The following is a 23,652-nucleotide window of genomic DNA, read 5'->3' on the forward strand; positions in this document are numbered from 1 at the left end:
GCGTAGGCTACGGGTTTTCCAAAAATTCCAAAACATTTAGTATTATTATTAGTCAGTAAATTGTTGCGTCCAATAAGTTCCAACTTTACCTACTCCAAGTTGTTTAAAGTTAGGGCTCATAATGTTCGCTCTATGACCCGGTGAATTCATCCAATCAGTCATTACTTCATTTGCAGTTGTTTGACCATGTGCGATGTTTTCACCTTTGTATCCACCATTAAAGCTTAAAGTTGAATGATACATATTGTTCGCATTACTCATTGTTTGTGACCAAGCTTGAGCTGTTCCGTTTAAATAGCTAGATAATGTTAATGGCTTTAATCCGCCTTTACCACGTTCAACATTTACTAAGTCTAAAATTTGTTGTTGAATCGAGGCATTTGAGCTAGCTGGTGTAGTCGGATTTGATGGTGTTGTTGGATTTGATGGTGTTGCTGGTTTTGTTGTTGTATTTGTTGGTGGTACATATTTTACGTATTTCTTCAGAATATATCTTGTCTTACCTTTATAGCTAACCTTTACATAAGAACTATTGTAACCTGAGTAGTTAATTTTTTGATTTTTAGCTAGATATCCAACAGTTTTAGCGCTATTGCTTGCTCGGTCTTTTACAGCTACTTTAGTAGCAGTTACTGCACCTGAAGTAGCTCCAGCATATGATCCTAATCCTAAAACCATTGGTGCTGCGATCGCAATTCCTAAAACTGTTTGAGTTACTTTTTTGATGTTTTTATTCAAATTATATTCCTCCAATGTTTGTTTTTAGTTGTTGTTATCGCTTACAAGAATAATCTTACACCGACACATACATACATACAATACAAAATTTATTAAAGGAAGATTTTACTAGCAATAATGTGTTTATCAATCAGTAAATTGTTGCGTCCAATATGTTCCTACTTTACCTACTCCAAGTTGTTTAAAGTTAGGGCTCATGATGTTTGCTCTATGACCTGGTGAATTCATCCAATCCGTCATTACTTCTTTTGCTGTTGTTTGACCATGCGCGATGTTTTCACCTTTATATCCACCATTAAAGCTTAATGTTGAATGATACATATTGTTCGCATTACTCATCGTTTGTGACCATGCTTGAGCTGTTCCGTTTAAATAGCTAGATCGTGTTAATGGCTTTAATCCACCTTTACCACGCTCGATATTTACTAGGTCTAATATTTGTTGTTGAATCGAGGCATTTGAGCTAGCTGGTGTAGTAGGATTTGATGGTGTTGTTGGATTTGATGGTGTTGTTGTTGGTTTAGTTGGCGGATCATATTTTACGTATTTTTTCAGAATATATCTTGTCTTACCTTTATAGCTAACCTTTACATAAGAACTATTGTAACCTGAGTAGTTAATTTTTTTATTTTTAGCTAGATATCCTACTGTTTTCGAGCTACTCGATGGTCTTTCTTTCACTGATAATTTAGTAGCAGTTACCGCACCTGAAGTTGCTCCAGCATATGATCCTAATCCTAAAACCATTGGTGCTGCGATCGCAATTCCTAAAACTGTTTGAGTTACTTTTTTGATGTTTTTATTCAAATTGTATTCCCCCAATGTTTGTTTTTAGTTGTTGTTATCGCTTACAAGAACAATCTTACACCAACACATACATACATACAACCCAAAATAAAAAAAGGAAGATTTTACTAACGATCATCCTTTTTCATCTTCGAATTCTTTTCTATATTCTTCTTTTAGTATCTCTCTTACATCATCTCTTTTTATAAACTCTTTTACAAATTCCCTAATTCCTTGTTTTTTCATTTCCTCAAGCATTTCATTCCTAATTCCTTCAATATGAACAGAATGATCGATTTCTTTTTTTAGGATTCCTTTAATATCTGGTTCCTTTATTCCTAAAAGATAATATGAGCGCTTGATACTTTGTTGTATACTTGAACGGCTTTTCTTTTCTAAGTCAGCTATTTCTTGGTAACTGTATCCCTTTTCCCTTAAATCCACTCTCTTCTTCATTAAATCAGTTAATTTATCCCAATTTGGATTATTTTCATAATTCATTACTTAAGAAACTCCTTATATCTTATTTTTAGTACTGTTATACATAACATACACCAATACATACTTTTTTACAATTTTTGAAAAATATTAAAACAAATCTAAAATAAAAGAGTGGAAAGTTTAAACTTTCCACTCTTCTATTCAGTGTTTAACCACTTATTAATTAGATACCTTTTACAACACTTGCACAACGTAAGCAAAGTGTAGGGTGCTCTTCATCTTTTCCAACTTCTTCAGTAACTACCCAGCATCGTTCACAAGTTTCACCTGTCGCAGGATTTACTTCAATACTTAATGTATCAAATTTTTGAGCTGTTTCAGGAGCTTGCTCGTCACTATTTGCAATTTCTACTTGAGAAACAATTAATAATTGTTTGAAGTCTTCATTAATCGAATTTAATAGCTCTGCTACTTCTGCATTAGGATAGATTTTCACTGATGCAGTTAGAGATTTACCGATTACTTTTTCATTACGTGCAACCTCAAGTGCTTTTAATACGCCATCACGTAAATCCATGAATTTTTCCCACTTAGCTTCTAAGCTCTGAGTACCGCCGAAGTCTTTAACAGCTGGCATTTCAGTTAAGAAAATACTATCAACTGTAGTTCCTGCCATATGTGACCAAACTTCTTCAGCTGTATGAGGTAAAATTGGAGCAACTAAACGAGTTAGTGCTTGTAATGACTCATGTAATACTGTTTGAATTGCTAAACGATCTTTATTCGTTTTTGGCTCGATATATAAAACATCTTTTGATAAATCAAAATAGAAAGAACTTAATTCAGTAGTACAGAAGTTTTGAATTGTGTGATAAACATTTGCAAATTCATATTTCTCGTATGATTCACGAACAGTTTTAACCACATTGTTTAATTTAACTAGCATGTATTGATCTAATTCGCGTAGCTCTTCATATTTTAAAGCATCTTGTTCTGCGTTAAATCCATCTAAGTTTCCTAGTAAGAAACGGAACGTATTACGGATTTTACGGTATACTTCGGCAACTTGTTTCATTAATGCGTCAGAAATACGAACATCTGATTGATAATCTACAGAAGCTACCCATAGACGTAAAATATCTGAACCATACTGATTCATAATTTTTGATGGTAGGACGATGTTTCCGATTGATTTACTCATCTTGCGACCTTCACCATCTAAAACGAAACCATGGCTTACTACAGCTTTATAAGGAGCTTGACCTGTTACAGCAACGCTAGTACTTAAAGAAGAGTTAAACCAACCACGATATTGGTCAGAGCCTTCTAAGTAAATATCAGCTGGGAAAGATAATTCCTCACGAGTGTTTAATACCGCTTGATGTGATGAACCACTATCAAACCATACATCCATGATATCTTTCTCTTTAGTGAAGTTACCATTTGGTGAACCTGGATGTGTATAGCCTTCTGGTAATAATTCTTTCGCTTCTTTTTCAAACCAAATATTTGAACCATGCTCTTTAAATAAGTTCGAAACATGTTCAATTGTTTCTTCAGTAATAATTGCTTCTCCGTCTTCAGCATAAAATACCGGGATCGGAACTCCCCATACACGTTGACGAGAAATACACCAATCTCCACGATCACGAACCATGTTAAATAGACGAGTTTCACCCCAAGCTGGGAACCACTTAGTATCTTGAACAGCTTGCATTAATTGCTTACGAATTGCTTCAATTGAAGCAAACCATTGTGCAGTTGCTCGGAAGATAATTGGCTTTTTCGTTCTCCAGTCATGTGGATAAGAGTGTGTAATAAATTGTAGTTTTAATAAAGCACCTTTTTCTTCTAATGCTTTAGTAATTTCTTTATTAGCTTCATCATAGAATAAACCTTCAAATCCAGGAGCTTCTTTCGTTAAAACACCTTTTTCATCAACTGGACAAAGTACTTCTAAACCATATTGTTGACCTACACGGAAGTCATCTTCACCATGACCTGGTGCAGTATGAACACAACCTGTACCCGCATCAGTTGTTACATGATCACCTAAAATAACGACTGACTGGCGATCATATAATGGATGCCTACAAATGATTCCTTCAAGTTCAGAACCATTAAAAGTCTTTTCAACTACTGCATCTTCCCAACCTAGTTCTTTTGCTACTGCATCTCTTAACTCACTAGCAACTACGAACTTGTCACCATTTACAGATACAACATCATAGCTTAAGTCAGGATGTAAACATACAGCTAAGTTAGCCGGGATCGTCCATGGAGTAGTCGTCCAAATAATGAATTTCTCTCCACCGTTTAAAACGTCTTTCCCATTTTCAACTGCAAATGCAACATAGATTGATGCTGAACGCTTATCTTGGTATTCGATTTCCGCTTCTGCAAGTGCAGATTCACTTGATGGAGACCAATATACTGGTTTAAGACCTTTATAGATTAAACCTTTAGTAGCCATTTTACCGAATACCTTAATTTGTTCAGCTTCATATTCTTTTTCAAGTGTGATATATGGTCGGTCCCAATCACCTAAAATTCCTAATCGTTTAAATTGTTCTTTTTGACGCTCTACTTGCTCGTAAGCATATTCTTCACATAGTTTACGGAATTCTGCTACTGACATTTCTTTACGATTTACTTTTTTATTTGCTAATGCTTGTTCAATCGGTAAACCGTGAGTATCCCAACCTGGAACGTAAGGAGAACGGTATCCATTCATATTATAAAAACGTACAATGAAATCCTTTAATACTTTATTAAGCGCATGTCCCATATGAAGGTCACCATTTGCATAAGGTGGTCCATCATGTAAGATAAATGACGGTTTTCCTTCGTTATGTTTTTGAACAGTTGCATAAATATCTTTTTTGTTCCACTCTTCTTGAATTTGTGGCTCACGTTGAGGTAAATTTCCTCTCATTGGAAATTCAGTTTTTGGCATAAGTAACGTATCTTTGTACTCCATTTGCTTTCCTCCATTATTAAACTTAATTGATCTAAAGCTAGCTGTTTTAGGCAAGTCAACTACTCTATGCTAGCTTACTTTACATTTTTTAAATTCCACTTTAACGCATTGTATCCATCTTACAAGCCTTTTATTAGTGGAGTTGTCTATTATGTATAATAAATAAACCGTATAAGACGCAAAAAACCTTCCTCATCCCAAAAAAGGGACGAGAAAGGTTTCCCGTGGTACCACCCTAATTGACAATAAATTTCATTAATTCATTGTCCACTTAGCATTCATAACGTGAATGAAACGTCTTTTCTTACTCATTTTCAGAAAAGCACTCTAGGGTGATTTTCCTTCTATTTTCTATATCAAGCTTACACTATCCTTGACTCGCTACCTAGTTTTATAGAAGTACTCTTCCCTGTCACCGATTTACTATTAATATCTAATAAATTATATGTAAAACTTTACAAATCGTCAAGGCTTATACGACTAGTTTGCGATTTCTTCTGTTTCTTTATCATCTAAAATATGATCCCAATCTTCATGACCTAACATTTCTAATTGAGTTTCAATTGCCATTCTTAAACGAGTTCGGAAAACTTTTGATTGCTTCTTAAGCTCTTCGAATTCCATTGTAACTTTTCTAGATTTAATTAAAGCTTCATTAATAATTCGATCAGCATTTTTCTCCGCTTCTTTAATAATCAATTTAGCTTCTTTTTGGGCACTACCTTTTACATCTTCAGCAGCTTCTTGCGCAATTAAAATTGACTTATTTAAAGTTTCTTCTATAGTAGAAAAATGCTTTAATCTTTCTTTCATATCAAGAATTTGTTCTTCTAATTGTTTCTTCTCACGAATAACTAATTCATAATCTTTAATGACTTGATCTAAAAACTCATTAACATCATCTTCGTCATAGCCACGAAAACTTTTACCAAATTCTTTATTATGAATATCAAGTGGTGTTAAAGGCAATTAAGCCACCTCCATGTATGTATTTTCTTTATTAATAGGTTATAATAAATTTTCGACAGTTTCTACGTTTTTCCTTCTACAATTTCTGACTATTTTTTAACACCGTAGTTTATCCGCCATTTTTCTTTTTTTGATAAGCCGTCAATTGACATTAACATTCCTCTTCCAAAACCTTTGACAGAGAATAAATCTCCTTCTTCACATAAAAACGAAGTAGCATCAATAACTCGCTGATTTACCTTAACGTCTTCGGCTTTAATTAAGCTTTGAGCTTTTTGTCTCGATATATTATAGAATTCACTCAATAAGACATCTAATCTTAGTGATGATACAGTCCCATTATTAGTTTGCCACACATCATCTGATTCAATCAATTCTTTAAACGAAATTCTCTTTAATTTAATTGGCGATTTTCCTACAGAATTTAAGTTACTTTCTACAAAACTTGCTATTTCATCAGCAACAATTACTTGGATCATATCATTTTTAAGTAGAATATCACCAAATTTTCCTCTTGTGATTCCTAAAGACATTAATGTTCCCAATACTTGCCGATGAGATAAAGTGTGAAATTTAGTTGCATAAACTAAGTCAAATGCAACCAAAGAATAGTCCTCTTCCACTGGTGTATAAAAACTCGGATAAATAATTGCACGCTTTCGTTCACAATCCTCACGACCACCAAAAAAAGCAACAAAACACTCTCCTTGATTACCGATAATTGATTGCATAATCATTTGTTCTCTTAAATCAAGAAAATCCGTCAACTTAATAGAATAGCGTTCAATTGCTTCTTCCTTCCAACTGATAACCTTGTCTACGAAAACATGCTCTTCTTTTCGAAAATGATCATAAATACTCATTGATACAATCCTCTTTTTCATCAAACTATCAATATTAATTAAAAAAGAGAACCGGTTAGATTCTCTTTTTAAAAGTAATGAGAAAGACTTGCTATTCCATATCCAGCAAATTCTAAAGCAAATAATGCAATAATTGGTGAAAAATCAAACATACCGATTGACGGAACAATTCGACGGAACGGCTCTAAATATGGTTCTGATAGCCTACCAATTAAGCGACCGAAGCCTGATTGTCTAATTTGAGGGAACCAAGATAAAATGATATGAATTACGATAACGTATCTATAGTACTGGATTAATTTGTATAAAATTAAAAAAAGTATATCCATTTAATTACCACCTTTTAATGGAATTGTCTTCCTCAAATAACATATCTGTAATCGTTCCAGAAATATCAATATTATCGGGTGTACAAATAAACGTATTTGTACCAATTTTTTTTATATCTCCACTTATTGCATAAACTGTACCACTTAAGAAATCAACAAAGCGTTTAGCTTGATCGATTTGCATTTGTTGTAAATTGATCACAACTGCTTTTTTTGATTTTAAATGGTCTGCAACATCCTGTGCTTCTGCATATTCACGCGGCTGCGCTAATACAACTTTTGACGACAAAGAAGCTCCTCCTGGTATACTTACTAATTTTTGCTTTGATGCATTTCGCTCATGGTTAATTTCTTCATTTACATGTTTAGAAAATTGTTGTTGTTGATGCTGTTGTTGATATTGTTTTTGTTGCTGTTGCTGTTGTTGTTGCTGTTGTTGCTCTTCGTATTCATAATCATCTTCATACTCGTCTTCCATTGCAAAAAAGTTTCTTACTTTCCCAATAATACTCATCTTCTCTACCTTCCCTTTCCAACTAAATCAGTACCTATTCTTATGAATGTAGCACCTTCTTCTATTGCGATCTCAAAATCATTAGACATACCCATTGATAATTCAGAACATGGAATATTTGCAATCTGTAGATCTTTTACTTTTTCTTGTAGTTCCTTTAATCCTTTGAAACTATTTCGAATGATCGTTACATCCTCCGTGAAGGGTGCCATTGTCATTAGCCCAACAACTTGTACTTTATCAAATTCTGAAAGCTGTCTAGCAAATTCGATTACATCATTTGGATGTATGCCATGCTTTGAGTCTTCTCCAGATACATTGACCTGTAGGAAACATTTTAATGGTTCTGCTGCTCTTTTTTGTATCTCTTCTGCTAAGGATAGTCGATCTAAAGAATGTAAGTAATCTATTCTATGTATGACGTCTTTTACTTTTCTAGTTTGAAGTGAACCAATAAAATGCCAAACAACATCACTTTTAATATGATCTTGTTTTTCCTTTAAACCTTCAAAACGGTTTTCGCCTAATTGAAGTATACCTTCTACTAAAACTTCTTTAGCCACTTCTGTAGATACTTGTTTAGTTACAGCTATTAAAGTTACTTCATCATTTCGATTTGCTCTGACTTTGGCTGCATTAATTTGTTCACTAATACGTTCATAATTTTGTTTGACTGTCATGATGCTAATTCCTCCAACCAATAAAACTCATCATTCTACCTGTTTTCCCACCATCTCTACGGTGAGAAAAAAATATGCTCGGGTTACAACTTGTACAATAATTTGTCATTATTATATTTTCTTCACTAATTCCCGATCTAATGAGTAATTGTTTGTTTGCTTCTTTTAAATTCAATTTGAATTTCCCGTTTTGTAAAGTGGTTAAAATATTATTAGGAATCTTGTGTTCAAAAGCATCATTTAGCTTATTCATCACAAAATCATCCACTTCATAACAACAATCGCCAATTGATGGCCCGATTGCAACTTGGATATTTTTTAGTTGTAAGTCTTCTTCTTTAATCAATTTTTCGATTAAACGTCCGCCAATGTTTTGAACAGTACCTTTCCAACCTGCATGAGCTAAACCAATAAATTTACTCGTTGGTTCAAGGAAATACAATGGAACACAATCTGCATAACAAGAAGTTAATAATATATTTTCCTCATTTGTATAAAAACCATCTGTTGTCTCGATGCTAGTTCCGTAATCAGTAACACCTTTGCCACAATCTTTTTTTGTTACTTTCACGACATTATTCCCATGAACTTGTTCTGAACAAACCCATTTCGTCTTTGAAAACTCTAATTTACTCGCAAGGAGTTCTCTATTTTCTACGACAATATCCTTCGAGTCATTTACATGTAATCCAAGATTAAAAGAAGTGAAACAACCTTGGCTAACTCCATCATTTTTTGTTGTAAATCCTGCAACTAAATGTTTGTATGAGTCTTCCCAAGGTTGAATCATAAAAGTACTTTCAGTCGATTGAATGAAGCTCTCTTTCATATTTATAAGACCTCACAGAAACTAATTTAGTAAATATATATGTAAACCAGTTGATGGTTTCCTATATTTTACCATAGATTTCACATTTTTGATTATTTTTGACAAAACACACTTATTTTTTTCACTTTCAAAAATAAAATTAGCTACAAGGAATCGTATTCGACGTGGTAGCCAATTTTAAGAATAAACTAAAAGTGCAACTGCGCCCCATTCATCGCTTAGAAACTCGTCAGTCAACGAGTTTTTTTATGTGTATTTAACTGGGCTTGCTTGATTTTCATCCAAATCCACAGATGAACGATATTTTACCAAAATAACATCTTCACCTATTTTCACAATATCATTCCAATAAATTGTCATTTCCTCTTCTTTACTAAAAAAATTTAAGCCCTTCCCTGGCTTTGTTAAAATAATCGAAGTGATTTTTCCATTTGATTGATCAATATCTAAATCAACAATATTACCTAATTTCTTTCCATCGGCAACATTTACAACATCTTTAACTTGAAAATCTGAAATTCTGGCCATTTAACTTCACCATCCTTTTTATAAAATATATGAAGTAAGGGCCAAACATCATGATAAAATTCAAATAAAAATGTGTTAGACAAGGTTGTTCGATGCTCATCCATTGTCTAACACATTAATATCATATTTTCATTCTTCCAGTTTAACTAACTATTTAGTAGTTATTGGATTACTTAGTTTTTATAGATTTTGATTTTTTAATTTCATTCATTATAATAAGCAATGCCTTAAGAAGTAAAAAGTTACTTTCCTTTTAAGTAATTACTTTTTATTAAGGGAAGGAAATAGTTTGATGTCTAGCTGCGGCTCCTAGCCCCTCGAGGTCATAAGGCGAAGCCCGATGAAAGTAAATAGCAACTTTCCTCGTTCTTCGCCTTATGCTTGTCGGGGCTGAACAATCGCCTCCGCTTTTCTCGTGATGTCTAGCTCCGGCTCCTAGCTCCTCGAGGTCTTATGCTTGTCGGAGCTGAACAGTCGCCTCCGCTTTTCTGCTATCCCTGTATATTTTTATTCATTTGTTTTATTGCTGATTTTTCTAGTCTGGATACTTGTGCTTGGGAGATTCCGATTTCTTCGGCGACTTCCATTTGTGTTTTTCCTTGGAAAAATCTTTTGGTTATGATCATTTTTTCTCGATCGTTTAGTCGTTTCATTCCTTCACGTAGTGCTAGTTCTTCAACCCATTGCTCGTCCTTATTTTTATCATCACTTAGCTGATCCATTACAAAGATTGGATCTCCGCCATCGTTATATATCGGTTCAAATAACGAGACTGGGTCTTGGATTGCATCTAATGCAAAGACGATTTCTTCATGTGTAACGCCAAGTACTTCTGCGATTTGGACAGGAGTTGGTTCTTTTGAATTCTCTGCTAATAATCGTTCTCTTACTTGTAATGCTTTATAAGCAATGTCTCTTAATGATCTAGACACTCTTATTGGGTTATTATCCCTTAAATATCTTCTTATTTCACCAATAATCATAGGTACAGCATACGTCGAAAATTTTACATTTTGGCTTAAATCAAAATTATCAATAGACTTCATAAGGCCTATGCAGCCTACTTGAAATAAGTCATCCACAAATTCTCCGCGATTATTGAAACGCTGAATAACACTTAGGACAAGACGCAAATTACCGTTTACGATTGTTTCTCTTGCGCTTCGATCACCGCTTTGCATTGCATGAAATAACTTACGCATCTCATCATTCTTTAAAACTGGAAGCTTTGATGTATCTACACCGCATATTTCTACTTTGTTTCGTGTCATGATGTTCCCTCCTACTTGGAGTTGCTGTACTATAGGTAAGTATCTCCTTCGGTGGAAAATTTATGCACAAAATAAAATATACAAAAATAATAAATTCAAGAGTAAAAAAACCTTTCAAATAGGAAAAAATCAAGGTTTTCTTATGCTGAATTAATGAAATTTAGTATGTAGGACTAATGAAAATATTTTTTAAAAATTATTTGGTTCCCCTTCATACATAGAAAAAAACCGATTAGTATTTGAAAAAATCAAATCTAATCGGTTCTTATATTTTAAACCATTTTATTAAACTCTTTTCGAAGCCTTTTAATAATACGTTTTTCTAATCGGGATATATATGACTGCGATATTCCAAGCATATCAGCTACATCTTTTTGGGTTTTTTCTTCAGTTCCATCTAGTCCAAAACGTAGTTCCATTATTTGTTTTTCACGATCATTCAATTGATCTAATGCCTTTGTTAATAATGATTTATCGACATTGGCTTCTAGATCCTTCGTTATGATATCGTCTTCTGTACCTAATACATCAGAAAGTAATAATTCATTACCATCCCAATCAATATTTAATGGTTCATCGAAGGAGACTTCAGAACGGTTTTTATTATTTCTACGTAAATGCATCAGAATTTCATTTTCGATACATCTTGAAGCATAAGTAGCCAATTTAATTTTCTTTTCAGGATTAAAGGTATTAACGGCTTTTATCAATCCGATTGTACCAATGCTAATCAGATCTTCAATATTAATGCCCGTATTTTCAAACTTTCTAGCAATATAAACTACTAATCGTAGATTTCTCTCAATTAATAGTGATCTAGCACCTAAATCTCCATTCGGTAGTTTCTGTAAAAGCTTTTCTTCTTCTTCCCTTGTCAAAGGAGGTGGTAATGCTTCACTTCCCCCAATGTAGTATACTTCGTCGGCTTTCAAACCAAGCTTTACTAATAGCTTATACAAACCTAACTTAAGTTTTAAGAACAATCGATTCATTTTCTACCTCCTATGCAATTTCATTAATTGTTCCCTGCATCATTTTTGGATGAAGGATACATTCATATAAATTGTCTGAAGACAAAGTAACATGACTCAATCCAACTAAAACCGAACTCGATGAATACCATTTCCCATTAATTTTCAATTTAACAACAGTAGGTTTTATTGCGACGAGGAATTGATTACTTTGACCAATACTTTTATAAGGTATATAAGTTCCTTGAAAAAAACTTAAGACATCGAGTGCTTCAGTATTATGTAATGTATTTTCAGAGTCTCTAACTAACTTTACTAGTTCTATAGGTAATCCATAATCACTAGTAGAACAATCTAAAATAATAACTGGTTTCCTAGAAAGCGGTTCATGTAGAGAGTTTCCACTATCCATTAACCCTCTAATTTTAATCGAAGTATTCCGCCACACAATTTCCATTTCATACATCTCATTCAATTTCCATTTTGTAAACGAAATCTGATTGATTGATTTTCTAGCGTAAAATATGACGATTGGTAACATTCCAATTACAAAATACCAGCTTACGGGATCACCATAAAAGGATGACTTGGTTAAATTTGATTCATTAGTAGCAAATAAATAATGTAAGCCTAATAATGCGCCACCTAAAATGAATGTTGAAAAATAGAAGATACTTAATAGCTGTAAAAAAGTGATTATCCGTTGACGTCCAAATGCAAAAAATACGATGAAAAACGATAATAATATTTTCATAAAGGGTGAACCAACAACATATGCATAAGGAGTAAACGTCATTAAAACAACGATAGAACCTAACAATGCCCCTAACAATGACCGCAAAATAGATACATTTCTTTTTAGAATTAACCCTGTCAACTGAATGATCAAGAAGTCCATTAACAAGTTTAATAACCAAACAAGATCGCCATATATCACCAATTTTGTTCGCCATCCTCTATAGAATATTCATTTATATGTAAGTATAGGATGAGCACAGTAAGAAGTCTGTCAAAAAAAGGAAGCTTTATTGAAGAGTTTTTCGACAATACATTTTCGAAATATGGATTGGACAGGTCAATATTTTATAGAAATCTTTCACTTAATTTCTATTAAATCTGCCCAATAAGGAGTGAGGATTTGGTAAGCTGGATATTTCATTCACCCATTTTTGAGTTTGATGGAACTAAACCATCAATTAGACAGCACTCTGCCTGGAAAGGTCACGCTAAATTCGCTTACGATTTAGTTCAATTCGTGAAACCAAAAAAAATTGTAGAATTAGGTACCCACTTTGGCTTTTCTTTTTTCTGTTTTTGTCAAAGTGTGAAAGATCATAATCTGTCATGTGAATGTTTTGCAGTTGATACTTGGCAAGGTGATCTGCATAGTGGATTGTATAGTAATGAAGTTTTTGATACGGTACATGAAGTTGTTCAAAAACATTATCAGAAAGAAGCTAAAATGTTACGTAAGTCTTTCGATGAAGCAATTCAGAATTTCGAAGATAATACAATCGACATACTTCATATTGACGGGTTTCATACTTTTGAAGCTGTGCTACATGATTACACCACTTGGCTACCAAAAGTATCTAAAGAAGGTATTGTTTTAATCCATGATACTGAAGTACGAATACAAGATTTTGGGGTTTATAAATTTTGGGAAGGCATTAAACAACAACTCCCATCTTTTGAATTTACACACTCACATGGTTTAGGTGTTTTATTCCCTAAAGGCTATAACGAAAAGTTCAAGAGTGTCATTAGTGATCTAACTAATTTACAAAATCACTACTCGAAAGAATGAAAAAAACCAAGATAAGAGAATCATCTTATCTTGGTTTTTTTACAATTATTAGCGTCTTTTACGATTACGTAAGAACGCCGGAATATCTAAGTCATCAAGACTAGTTACATTTTTAGTCGTTTCTACAACCGGAGCTTCTTCGCGAATTGGTTCGCGTTTAATAGTTGGTTGTGGAGTTGGTGTTGGTGTTGAAATTGTTTGTCTCGCCATTGGTTTTGGAGTAGGTGGTGCTGTAATAACACCTTCAAATCCAGTCGCAATAACCGTTACAATAATTTCATCCTTTAAGTTTTCATTGATTACAGAACCGAAAATCATATTTACTTCTGCATCACATGCAGTCGATACGATATCTGCTGCTTCTTGAACTTCATATAAGCTTAAGTTAGTTCCACCAGTGATATTCATAAGTACACCTTGCGCACCATTAATTGAAGTTTCTAATAATGGACTAGAAATAGCTTTTTTAGCTGCTTCTGCCGCACGGTTTTCTCCACCAGCAACACCGATACCCATTAATGCAGAACCTTTATTAGACATAATTGTCTTAACATCTGCAAAGTCAAGGTTAATTAATCCCGGAACAGCGATTAAGTCAGAAATACCTTGAACCCCTTGACGAAGTACATTATCTGCTTCACGGAATGCTTCAAGCATTGGGGTATTACGATCAACGATTTCTAATAATCGGTCATTAGGAATAACAATTAAAGTATCAACGCTTTCCTTCATTGCAGCGATTCCAGTTGCCGCTTGAGTTGAACGCTTTCTACCTTCAAATGTAAATGGACGAGTAACTACACCTACAGTTAATGCACCTAATTCTTTTGCTACTTGTGCAATTACTGGAGCTGCACCTGTTCCTGTACCTCCACCCATTCCAGCAGTTACGAATACCATGTCAGCTCCTTTAAGAGCTTCTTGTAATTGTTCTCTACTTTCTTCTGCTGCTTTTTTACCTACCTCTGGATTAGCTCCTGCCCCTAAACCACGAGTAAGTTTGCCACCAATTTGCATTTTCACTTCAGCTTTTGATAGATTAAGAGCTTGTGCATCAGTATTCACAGCAATAAAATCTACACCTTGTACTCCATGTTCAATCATTCGGTTAACGGCGTTATTTCCTCCGCCACCTACACCAATTACTTTTATCTTCGCTAAAGCATCTACATTTGTATCAAAATCTAACATGATTGATCCCCCTACTTTTCAAATTCAACAAATTTAATCCCATAAATATTTAAAAATGCTCTTAACTTTACTCATGACGCGCTCTTCATCCTGCTGTTTTGGTTTTGTATTTGAATTTGAAACAGCTACAGGTTTTCGTTCATTTGATTCGAATGCAATATTAGAGCTAAGTTTTTTTCCACGCATTTTTGATTTATAAAAAGCATACTTGATTAAACCTACACCAGTAATGTATTGAGGTTCTCTTACACCTATATAATCTGGTGTTGCAACCCTTACATTGTTTTTAAATACTTTTTGAGCTAAATCGATTACACCAGTCATTGTTACTGTACCACCAGTTAGAACAAATCCACCTGGTAAATTGCTTCCCCTCATTCTTACAAGCTCATTTTGAACCATAATGAGGATTTCTTCTAATCTAGCTTCAATAATATCGGAAATTTCTTGTTGACTGTATTGTTGATGTTGTTCACTACCCATTATTGGTACACTTAAAACTTCTTCAGGTAATGCAGTATCATAAAAAGCATGTCCAAATTTCACTTTAATTTTTTCTGCATCTTCTGTTGAAGTTTTCAGTCCAATCGATATGTCTTTTGTAATATGGTCTCCTCCAACAGGTAGGACTGACGTTGCCATTAATACACCCTCTCTAAAAAGAGAAATTGTAGTTGAGCCTCCACCGATATCAACAAGTGCTACACCTAAGTTTTTCTCATCCTGCTTTAGTCCTATCGTACTTGCAGCCATAGGTTGTAGACATATATCCGTTACCTCTAACCCCGCTCTTTCAACACAACGAAGTATATTATGTACTAGAGTTCTTGAACCAGTGATTAATGTACCTTCCATTTCCAACCGTACACCAATCATTCCTCTTGGGTCTTTTACCTCAGAAAGGCCATCAACAATGTATTCATGTGGAACAACATCGATAATTTCTCTTTCCGGTGGTATAGAAATTACTTGAGCCTGATCCATTACTCTTAAAACATCTTCATTGTCAATTTCTTTATTTTCTTTAGAAACTGCTACTACGCCGTTAGTACTAATCAATTGCACTTGATTGGCACTAACCCCTACAATTACTTTGTCAATATGAATGCCAACCATTCTTTCTGCTTGATCAATTGCTTTTTTGATTGATTTGACTGTTTCATCTATATCAACTATTGACCCACGTTTTAAGCCTGAAGATTTAACATTACCAACACCGATAATGTTAAGTGTGTCGTTAACTAGTTCTCCTATGATTACTTTAATTGTTGAAGTTCCAACGTCAAGACTCACATAGATCTCATTGCTGTTCATGATGGCACCTCCTTTTTCTCACTATCTATTATAATCGAGCATCAATTCATTCTTAAATATCATATATGACATCTATTCAACATTTGCGGGGTTTTTCCTCTTTTTTAAGTTTGATTTTTCATAATCTTTTTAATTTTTTTCATTATTTCTATTTAACTACTAGTCTACACTAACATGTAAAGTTAAAAAAGACTTGAAAGTACTGTTAACTAATGTTAAATCGACTATTTAGGATCAGTACTATAAGGAGAAAAATACGCACCAACTTCTAAATGGATAACCCCTTTTTGATCTTTAGGTATTGACTTTAGAATTAATGGGTAATTTGACATTTTATTTGAGAATTTTCGAATCGTTGTCCTTACTTCATACCCTTCATTCGTAAAAACCGTTATTAACAAAGGATCATCCTTACTTGGAGTATAATCTATTTCAGAAATTGATTGAAATATACTTTGTGGCATTTTTTTCAATTCCGCAGCCATTTCCTGCAACTCGTCTCCTTGTTTCCAACCAATTAAATCAGGTGCTGTAGTATTTCCTAGTGAATTTTTCTCTTTAATAAGGACTCCGCTTTCTAACAATAGATACTTTTTCCCGCTGAATAAACCTTGTCCAACAGGCTGAAATTCTTTTACATCGATTTCTACTTTATTAGGAAATCTTTTATGTACGATTGCAGATTGAATTGTGTTTTGACTTTCAAGCTGATCTACGACCCTTTTTGACCTAATTGTCAAAAAGCTATCATCAACGCTTACATCGGCTAATTTTTGAATTTCTTTATCAGAGTACAGTTGGTTTCCATTAATTACTAAGTGAATTTTTGAACCAATTGATGTTTGGAAATACAATACACATAAAAGCAAAGAAAAAAACACAAGAATTGTGACCAGTAATCGCAAATTTGCTTTTTTACGTTTTTTATTACGTAAAACAGGTACACGGTCTTCTAAACTAATAATCTTATTTTCCTGCATAAATATGCCTCCATTATCAATGTTCAACTAAAAATACCTTTTTAATTTACTTTTGCTTAAGAAGTAATTTAAGAATATTGAACTACTCATGACTAAAGTTACGAGATTCTTGGGAACAAAGCATACTTGCTAGCATATTTCTTTACTAGCAGAGGTTTCTTTTATTTACCAAGCTATCCCCGTAGTCCCTACGGTTAAGTTTTCCTAACGCTAGGTGAAACGCACTCAGCTTGATTTTATACTAAAGAGGTATTACGGTTGTTCTCTTTGCGACTCTCGAGAGGTATTGGCGAACGACAGCCACCAAACAAGTTCTATTCACGCAACAAGCACCATACTTGAATTCGTTCTAGTTCAAGTGTCCGATATGATTTTATCTTATACTTCATGTCGGATACTAGTATAGTAAAATAATATGACGTTTTTTTAATACTATATTGCATCCGAAGTCGATTCATCTCATAATTTACATCACGAGTGTTCTTGACTTAATAATAGAATAATAAAAAATAGAATAGCAAATGAATGCCATTCTATCTTGGTCATCATATGCTATGTAAATTATAGCATATAATATGGTTAGTTTAGAAGAAACTTACATTTTTTTCCCAACAATTTCTACTTCTGTTTCAAGTTGCACATTAAATTTTTCTAATATAGTTTTCTTAATAAATGCTATTAAATCTAATACATCTTTTGAAGTGGCATTTCCAGCATTTACAATAAAGTTACCATGCATTTCAGAAACCTTCGCACCACCAATTTGATATCCTTTTAATTCTGCACGTTCAATTAAATTACCAGCATACTGTGGTAATGGATTACGGAAAATACTTCCAGCACATGGATAATTCCAAGGTTGTGTTTCTCTTCGATAATCTTTGTTTTTTTGCATTAAAGCAGTTGAAACTTCTTTTGATCCTTCTTGAAGCTGAAGTTCTGCTTCTAATACAAATCCTTTACGTTTATGTTGTAAAACTGAAGTTCGATATGAAAAGTCTAATTCTTCATTTGATAACCATTCCATCGTTCCATCAGGAAATAGAATATGTGCTCTAGAAGTAATATTTGAAAAATCGGATTGATGAGCACCTGCATTCATATATACACCGCCACCAACACTACCAGGAATTCCACTTGCAAACTCTAGACCAGATAATCCTTTTCTACTTAGTTGAGTAGCTAAACGAATAACTGAATATCCTGCACCTACAACTACTTTTGTACCTTCTACTTCAATATGGTCTAAGCAATCACTAATTTTAATTACGACACCTTCAATACCTTGATCCGATACAAGTAAATTTGATCCTCTACCAATTACAGTCACATTTACGCCATGTTCATTTGCAAGGTTAATAATCTCTTTTATTTCATTCACAGTTTTAGGAATGACCAAATACTCAGCTGGTCCTCCAATTTTCATTGTCGTATGATTTGCTAAAGGCTCATTTATTAGAAGACTCGAGTCATTTAATATTTCCTTTAATTTTGATTCAAACATTCGTTATTTTCCCCCTTTAGCTTATAGTATCCTCTATTATATTTCTATTTTATTTCAAACTTGTTCGTGCAAGTTCATTTACGTATTTTCTCTAATACATTTACTAGTTTTTTTGCAGCATCTGGTACACCCATTTTTAATGATGCATTTTTCATCTCTTCAAGTTTAATAGGATTTAGTAATACTTTTTCAATTTCAGTTACTAAATATTCACTATTGAAATTTTTTTCCAATATAACAATTGCCGCACCATTTTTCTCAAGTGATCTAGCATTAACTTCTTGATGATTATTCGTTACATATGGGCTTGGTATTAGAATACTAGGTTTTCCTAATGCAGTTAATTCTGCTAATGTAGTTGCCCCCGCTCTTGATACAACTAAATCCACTTCTCTTAATATTTCAGGCATATTATGTAAAAATGGCTTAACCACTACATTTTCTGGGTTACCTACTTTATTTATTTCCTCAATGACAGAATCGTAATGTACTTCGCCTGTTACATAAATCATTTGGTAATCTTTTTCACCTAATTGATTGACACTTTTTAAAAACGCTTGATGAATCGGTCTTGCTCCCCTCGAACCACCAACAATTAGCACTGTGCGTTTACCTGATTTTAGCCCTAATGTTTCTAAAACTGCTGGATTTGATTTTCCAAGTACTTCAGAAGCCCTCGGGTTTCCAGTAAACACTACTTTCTCTTTATTAAAATAGTCAGCAACCTCTTCAAAACAAATTGCAACTTTTGTTACATATCGATTTAAAAACTTATTTGTTAGTCCAGGTATACTATTTTGTTCATGTATAACTGTCGGAATCCCTAGTTTTGCTGCTGCGTAAACAACAGGACCACAAACATATCCACCAGTTCCAACGACTACATCTGGCTTAAATTCACGAATTATTTTCTTACTATCTGATACACCCTTTAAGAATCGATAGACTGTTTTAAAATTCTCTAATGATATGCTTCTCTTGAACCCTGTAATAACAATAGATTTAAAAGGTATGTTTGCTTTAGATACAATCCCTTTTTCTAATCCATTTTCTGTACCAACATATAAACATTCTACATTGGAATCTTGTTTTTTTAACTCTTTAATTAGCGCAAGTGCTGGATAAATATGACCACCAGTACCCCCACCACTAACTAAAATTTTCATAAAGATCCTCCTAAATTACAATACATAAATAACTTTAAGCAGTTTAAGTAGTTATTATACCAATTTTATCACTATCATTCTAATTGTTTTTTCTATAAAAATAAAGAAAACGCACTAATTGTAAATTAAATAGGCAAGAACAATTGTGTTACTACATAAAAAGGACCGACTCATTTTTGAAAAATTCAAGTACAAAATGTACTTGTTTCAATTTGAGTCGGTCCTTTTATGTACGCGCATGTCTACTAATATTTAATAATACACCTACGGCTAATAGCATTAATGTTAGAGATGAACCACCATAGCTTAAAAATGGTAATGTAATCCCTGTAACAGGCATTAAGCCTATTACAACGCCTATATTAATCATTACTTGTATTGCAATCATTGAGACAATTCCTACTGCTAAAAAAGTACCGAATAAATCAGGTGCACTTAAAGCAATTCGGATCCCTCTCCAAAGTAATAAAGAGAATAGTAAGATGACAAACGTTCCGCCAATAAATCCTAATTCTTCTGTTAAAATAGCAAAGATAAAATCAGTTTGTGGTTCTGGCAAATACATAAATTTTTGTCTACTTTGTCCCAATCCTAAACCAAATAATCCACCAGGACCAATTGCGTATAGTGATTGAATAATTTGGAATCCAGTTCCTAATGGATCAGACCATGGATCTAGAAATGATGTAATCCTTTTTATTCGATATGGAGCAGAAGCTATTAGGCCAACAAAGCCTGCAACCCCAACAATCCCCAATCCCATAAAATGAGAAATTCTTGCTCCAGCTACGAATATGATGATTACACAAGTACCTACCATTACTGTACCTGTTCCTAAATCTGGTTGAAGCATTATTAAACCAAATGCCAAAAATACAAGACCTAATGTTGGTACAAGACCCTTTTTAAAAGACGTAATATTTTTCTGGTTATCTGCTAAGTATTTTGATAGAAATACCATCATTCCAAGTTTCATAAACTCAGAGGGCTGGATCGAGAATGCACCAATTCCAATCCAACTTCGTGCACCACCTCGTACTAGACCAACTCCTGGTACAAGTACAAGTACCAACAAGATAAAACAAGCGATTAATATTTTTTTTGCATGTGTTTTGAAAAGCCAGTAGTCAATATTTGAAACAACAAACATTCCAACTACTCCAACCCCAGCAAATAATAATTGCCGTTTAGCAAAAAAGAACGAATCATGAAACTTATAAGATGCCCATATTGCACTAGCACTGTAAACCATAATCATACCTACTGTTAATAATGATAGCGTAACGAGAACAAGAATCATGTCAGGACTATTTTTCTTTGTTGGCACTTAAATACACCTCAACTTTTGAATTAAACAAGCCTTACATTAACTTATGCACTGCTTGTATAAATTTATTACCACGTTCTTCAAAAGTCTTAAATTGATCCCAGCTTGCACAAGCAGGTGACAATAAAATAATATCTCCAACTTCTGAATGAGCGAATGCTTCATTTACAGCATCTTCAACATTATCTACCGATTTTACTGCTTTCATTCCTGCTTTTTCTGCTGATTCAATTAATTTTTCTGCTGTTTGACCATAAGTGACCATTTTTTTTACATTTTTAAAATAAGGAATTAAATCGTCAAAACCATTTCCTCGATCTAATCCACCAGCTATTAAAATGACTGGTTTTTGAAAAGAAGAAATTGCTTTTTGTGTTGCTAAAATATTAGTAGCTTTTGAATCATTATAAAACTTTCTCTTATTTATTTCGGTAACAAACTGAAGTCGGTGCTCTACACCAGTGAAAGTTGTTAATACCTTTACAATCGCATCGTTTTCAACATCAAGTAGTTTAGAAATTGCTACTGCTGCTAAAATATTTTCTAGATTATGTTTACCTGGTAAGACAATTTTTTCAACTTCAATCACTTTTTTCTCTTTAAAATAAACAAAGCCATTTTGAACATATGCACCATCTTGCATAATTTTAGTTGTAGAGAATGGAATAATTTTCGCTCTAATTTGAGAAGCCATTGCCATTACATTCTCATCATCAAAATTAACGACAGCAAAATCATTTTCTGTTTGATTTTTAAATATATTGGCTTTTGCCTTAATATACTCATCTTTTGTACCATGATAGTCTAAATGAGCTTCGAAAATATTTGTGATTAATGAAATTTTTGGTCGGAAACTTTCGATTCCCATCAATTGAAATGAAGAAAGTTCAGTTACAATAATATTATCTTCATTTGCATTTTCAGCAACTTCACATGCAACAGTACCAATATTTCCTGCAACAAGTGGGTTTTTATTGCCTTCTTGTAACATATTTAATGCTAAAGTTGTCGTTGTCGTTTTCCCATTTGAGCCTGTAATTCCGACAAATGGTGCTTCACTTATTAAATATGCAAGCTCTATTTCCGTATAGACCGGAATACTACGCTTTACAGCTTCTATTAATAATGGATTCGTATATGGAATTCCTGGATTTTTGACGATACAAAATGGTTGATTATCTAATAATGATAGTGGATGCTCACCACAAACTACGTTAAAACCTTCACTTTTTAGCTTTTGTGCGATTTCATTTTGTTCAAAAGGAGTTCGATCATTAACAGTTACAGTCGCACCTAATTTTTTTAATAATCTACTAGCTGCATAACCGCTCTTTGCCATTCCTAATACTAATACATTTTTATTTTGAAAATTCGATATGTTATTCAATTACATCCACACCTCAATATAGATTCCTAATAATGCAAAAAGTAATCCTACAAACCAAAATGTTACAACTACACGCCATTCTGACCATCCAGATAATTCATAATGATGGTGCAGAGGGCTCATTTTAAATACCCTTTTACCAGTTGCTTTAAAAGATGCAACTTGAATCATTACTGATAGTGTTTCAATTACAAAAATACCACCAATAATAACAAGTAAAATTTCTAAGTGTGTAACGATTGCAATTGCAGCAAGCGCCCCACCTAATGCTAATGAGCCCGTATCTCCCATAAATACCTTTGCAGGGTGTGCATTAAATACTAAGAAACCTAATACAGCTCCTACAACTGCTATTGAAAATATTGCCACATCCAACTGGTGTTGGTTATAAGCAAGTACTGCATATGCACCAAATGCGATTGCTGCTGTACCTGATACAAGTCCATCTAATCCATCTGTTAAATTTACAGCGTTTGAAGTACCAACTAGCATAAAGATAATTAATAATACATAGATAAAGCCTAAATCAAATGAATAATGTGTCCCTGGTATCGAAATAGATGTAGAGATTCCCATAGCACGTATTGCAAAAAAGACAATGATTGACACAATAACTTGGCAAATGAATTTTTGTTTAGATGTTAGTCCTAGGTTTCTTTTTTTAACAACCTTAATATAGTCATCTAAAAATCCAATTACTCCAAAACAAATTGTGACAAATAATAATACATATGTACGTGTTGATAAAACATCAAAATACATAGAAATTAAAAGTGCAGATAAACTTAAAGCAATTAATATGATAATCCCACCCATTGTTGGGGTTCCTGATTTCTTTTTATGAGATTGTGGACCTTCGTCTCGAATACTCTGTCCAAATTTAAGTTTTCTTAAGTACGGTATAAAAATAGGCGATAAAATGACTGCAATGATAAATGCTGAAATCATAGCAACTAAAATTGACGGTTCTAGCATTATACGCCCTCCTTTCTAAGTTCTCTTCTTTGTTGTTTACTTAATAGTTTAATTCTTTTCTAAAGAATTATGAAATCAATTTTTCACATTACAAAGAAGAGG

At 33.5% G+C, this 23,652-nt stretch carries 23 protein-coding genes and 1 other annotated feature; of the genes, 1 reads left to right on the forward strand and 22 read right to left on the reverse strand.

Translation table 11 applies throughout. The features are described from left to right. Positions 1 to 48 precede the first annotated feature (48 nt). From CN946_RS14650 to spoIIGA, 14 genes are all read right to left on the reverse strand, one after another. On the reverse strand, positions 49 to 738 hold the full coding sequence (locus tag CN946_RS14650) for a CAP domain-containing protein (protein WP_098861850.1): 690 nt from the start codon (positions 736 to 738) through the stop codon (positions 49 to 51). Positions 739 to 864: 126 nt separating this feature from the next. After that, positions 865 to 1,545 (reverse strand): CAP domain-containing protein, encoded by a 681-nt coding sequence (locus CN946_RS14655; protein ID WP_098861851.1) that lies wholly within the window; start codon positions 1,543 to 1,545, stop codon positions 865 to 867. Positions 1,546 to 1,659: 114 nt separating this feature from the next. Continuing rightward, on the reverse strand, positions 1,660 to 2,025 hold the full coding sequence (locus CN946_RS14660) for a hypothetical protein (RefSeq protein ID WP_098861852.1): 366 nt from the start codon (positions 2,023 to 2,025) through the stop codon (positions 1,660 to 1,662). A 163-nt stretch (positions 2,026 to 2,188) separates the two neighbouring features. Beyond that, on the reverse strand, positions 2,189 to 4,945 hold the full coding sequence (gene ileS, locus CN946_RS14665; RefSeq protein WP_098861853.1) for an isoleucine--tRNA ligase: 2,757 nt from the start codon (positions 4,943 to 4,945) through the stop codon (positions 2,189 to 2,191). A 201-nt stretch (positions 4,946 to 5,146) separates the two neighbouring features. After that, positions 5,147 to 5,370, reverse strand: a binding site (T-box leader). A gap of 55 nt (positions 5,371 to 5,425) precedes the next feature. After that, positions 5,426 to 5,914, reverse strand: coding sequence for a DivIVA domain-containing protein (locus CN946_RS14670; RefSeq protein ID WP_069035609.1), 489 nt, complete (start codon positions 5,912 to 5,914; stop codon positions 5,426 to 5,428). A gap of 89 nt (positions 5,915 to 6,003) precedes the next feature. Further along, positions 6,004 to 6,777, reverse strand: a complete 774-nt coding sequence (locus CN946_RS14675; RefSeq protein ID WP_098861854.1) for a YlmH family RNA-binding protein — start codon at positions 6,775 to 6,777, stop codon at positions 6,004 to 6,006. Between the two features lie 68 nt (positions 6,778 to 6,845). After that, positions 6,846 to 7,106, reverse strand: coding sequence for a YggT family protein (locus CN946_RS14680; protein WP_098427038.1), 261 nt, complete (start codon positions 7,104 to 7,106; stop codon positions 6,846 to 6,848). A 4-nt stretch (positions 7,107 to 7,110) separates the two neighbouring features. Further along, positions 7,111 to 7,620, reverse strand: coding sequence for a cell division protein SepF (locus CN946_RS14685; protein WP_098861855.1), 510 nt, complete (start codon positions 7,618 to 7,620; stop codon positions 7,111 to 7,113). 5 nt (positions 7,621 to 7,625) lie between these two features. Beyond that, positions 7,626 to 8,300, reverse strand: coding sequence for a YggS family pyridoxal phosphate-dependent enzyme (locus CN946_RS14690; protein ID WP_098861856.1), 675 nt, complete (start codon positions 8,298 to 8,300; stop codon positions 7,626 to 7,628). A 4-nt stretch (positions 8,301 to 8,304) separates the two neighbouring features. Next, a complete protein-coding gene (gene pgeF, locus CN946_RS14695) occupies positions 8,305 to 9,129 on the reverse strand; it encodes a peptidoglycan editing factor PgeF (protein ID WP_098861857.1) in 825 nt (274 codons plus the stop codon). 246 nt (positions 9,130 to 9,375) lie between these two features. Then, on the reverse strand, positions 9,376 to 9,657 hold the full coding sequence (locus CN946_RS14700; RefSeq protein WP_069035603.1) for a YlmC/YmxH family sporulation protein: 282 nt from the start codon (positions 9,655 to 9,657) through the stop codon (positions 9,376 to 9,378). 491 nt (positions 9,658 to 10,148) lie between these two features. Then, positions 10,149 to 10,928: an RNA polymerase sporulation sigma factor SigG gene (gene sigG / locus CN946_RS14705; protein ID WP_098861858.1), complete on the reverse strand. Its 780-nt coding sequence runs from the start codon at positions 10,926 to 10,928 to the stop codon at positions 10,149 to 10,151. 272 nt (positions 10,929 to 11,200) lie between these two features. Beyond that, positions 11,201 to 11,920 carry an RNA polymerase sporulation sigma factor SigE gene (sigE, locus tag CN946_RS14710; protein WP_069035602.1) on the reverse strand — a complete coding sequence of 240 codons (720 nt, stop codon included), beginning with the start codon at positions 11,918 to 11,920 and terminating at the stop codon, positions 11,201 to 11,203. A gap of 10 nt (positions 11,921 to 11,930) precedes the next feature. Beyond that, positions 11,931 to 12,836, reverse strand: coding sequence for a sigma-E processing peptidase SpoIIGA (gene spoIIGA, locus CN946_RS14715; protein WP_254664651.1), 906 nt, complete (start codon positions 12,834 to 12,836; stop codon positions 11,931 to 11,933). 201 nt (positions 12,837 to 13,037) lie between these two features. On the opposite strand from spoIIGA, the gene CN946_RS14720 reads away from it, so the two are divergent. Then, positions 13,038 to 13,706, forward strand: a complete 669-nt coding sequence (locus CN946_RS14720) for a class I SAM-dependent methyltransferase (RefSeq protein ID WP_098427044.1) — start codon at positions 13,038 to 13,040, stop codon at positions 13,704 to 13,706. Between the two features lie 48 nt (positions 13,707 to 13,754). On the opposite strand, the gene ftsZ is transcribed toward CN946_RS14720, so the two are convergent. From ftsZ to mraY, 8 genes are all read right to left on the reverse strand, one after another. Next, positions 13,755 to 14,897 (reverse strand): cell division protein FtsZ, encoded by a 1,143-nt coding sequence (ftsZ, locus tag CN946_RS14725; protein ID WP_098861859.1) that lies wholly within the window; start codon positions 14,895 to 14,897, stop codon positions 13,755 to 13,757. 33 nt (positions 14,898 to 14,930) lie between these two features. Beyond that, positions 14,931 to 16,211: a cell division protein FtsA gene (gene ftsA, locus CN946_RS14730; protein WP_098231881.1), complete on the reverse strand. Its 1,281-nt coding sequence runs from the start codon at positions 16,209 to 16,211 to the stop codon at positions 14,931 to 14,933. A 224-nt stretch (positions 16,212 to 16,435) separates the two neighbouring features. Next, complete coding sequence (locus CN946_RS14735) at positions 16,436 to 17,191, reverse strand: cell division protein FtsQ/DivIB (RefSeq protein ID WP_098861860.1); 756 nt, start codon at positions 17,189 to 17,191, stop codon at positions 16,436 to 16,438. Positions 17,192 to 17,786: 595 nt separating this feature from the next. Beyond that, on the reverse strand, positions 17,787 to 18,695 hold the full coding sequence (gene murB, locus CN946_RS14740) for a UDP-N-acetylmuramate dehydrogenase (protein WP_098861861.1): 909 nt from the start codon (positions 18,693 to 18,695) through the stop codon (positions 17,787 to 17,789). Positions 18,696 to 18,769: 74 nt separating this feature from the next. After that, positions 18,770 to 19,861 (reverse strand): undecaprenyldiphospho-muramoylpentapeptide beta-N-acetylglucosaminyltransferase, encoded by a 1,092-nt coding sequence (gene murG, locus CN946_RS14745; RefSeq protein WP_098427049.1) that lies wholly within the window; start codon positions 19,859 to 19,861, stop codon positions 18,770 to 18,772. Between the two features lie 226 nt (positions 19,862 to 20,087). Further along, positions 20,088 to 21,188, reverse strand: coding sequence for a stage V sporulation protein E (spoVE, locus tag CN946_RS14750; RefSeq protein WP_141546920.1), 1,101 nt, complete (start codon positions 21,186 to 21,188; stop codon positions 20,088 to 20,090). Between the two features lie 34 nt (positions 21,189 to 21,222). Next, positions 21,223 to 22,575: a UDP-N-acetylmuramoyl-L-alanine--D-glutamate ligase gene (gene murD, locus CN946_RS14755; protein ID WP_098861862.1), complete on the reverse strand. Its 1,353-nt coding sequence runs from the start codon at positions 22,573 to 22,575 to the stop codon at positions 21,223 to 21,225. Next, entirely contained in the window at positions 22,576 to 23,550 is a 975-nt protein-coding gene (gene mraY, locus CN946_RS14760; protein WP_025569060.1) for a phospho-N-acetylmuramoyl-pentapeptide-transferase, read from the reverse strand. Positions 23,551 to 23,652: the final 102 nt, after the last annotated feature.

The organism is Bacillus sp. AFS053548 (genome assembly GCF_002575105.1).
Classification (GTDB): domain Bacteria; phylum Bacillota; class Bacilli; order Bacillales; family Bacillaceae_G; genus Gottfriedia.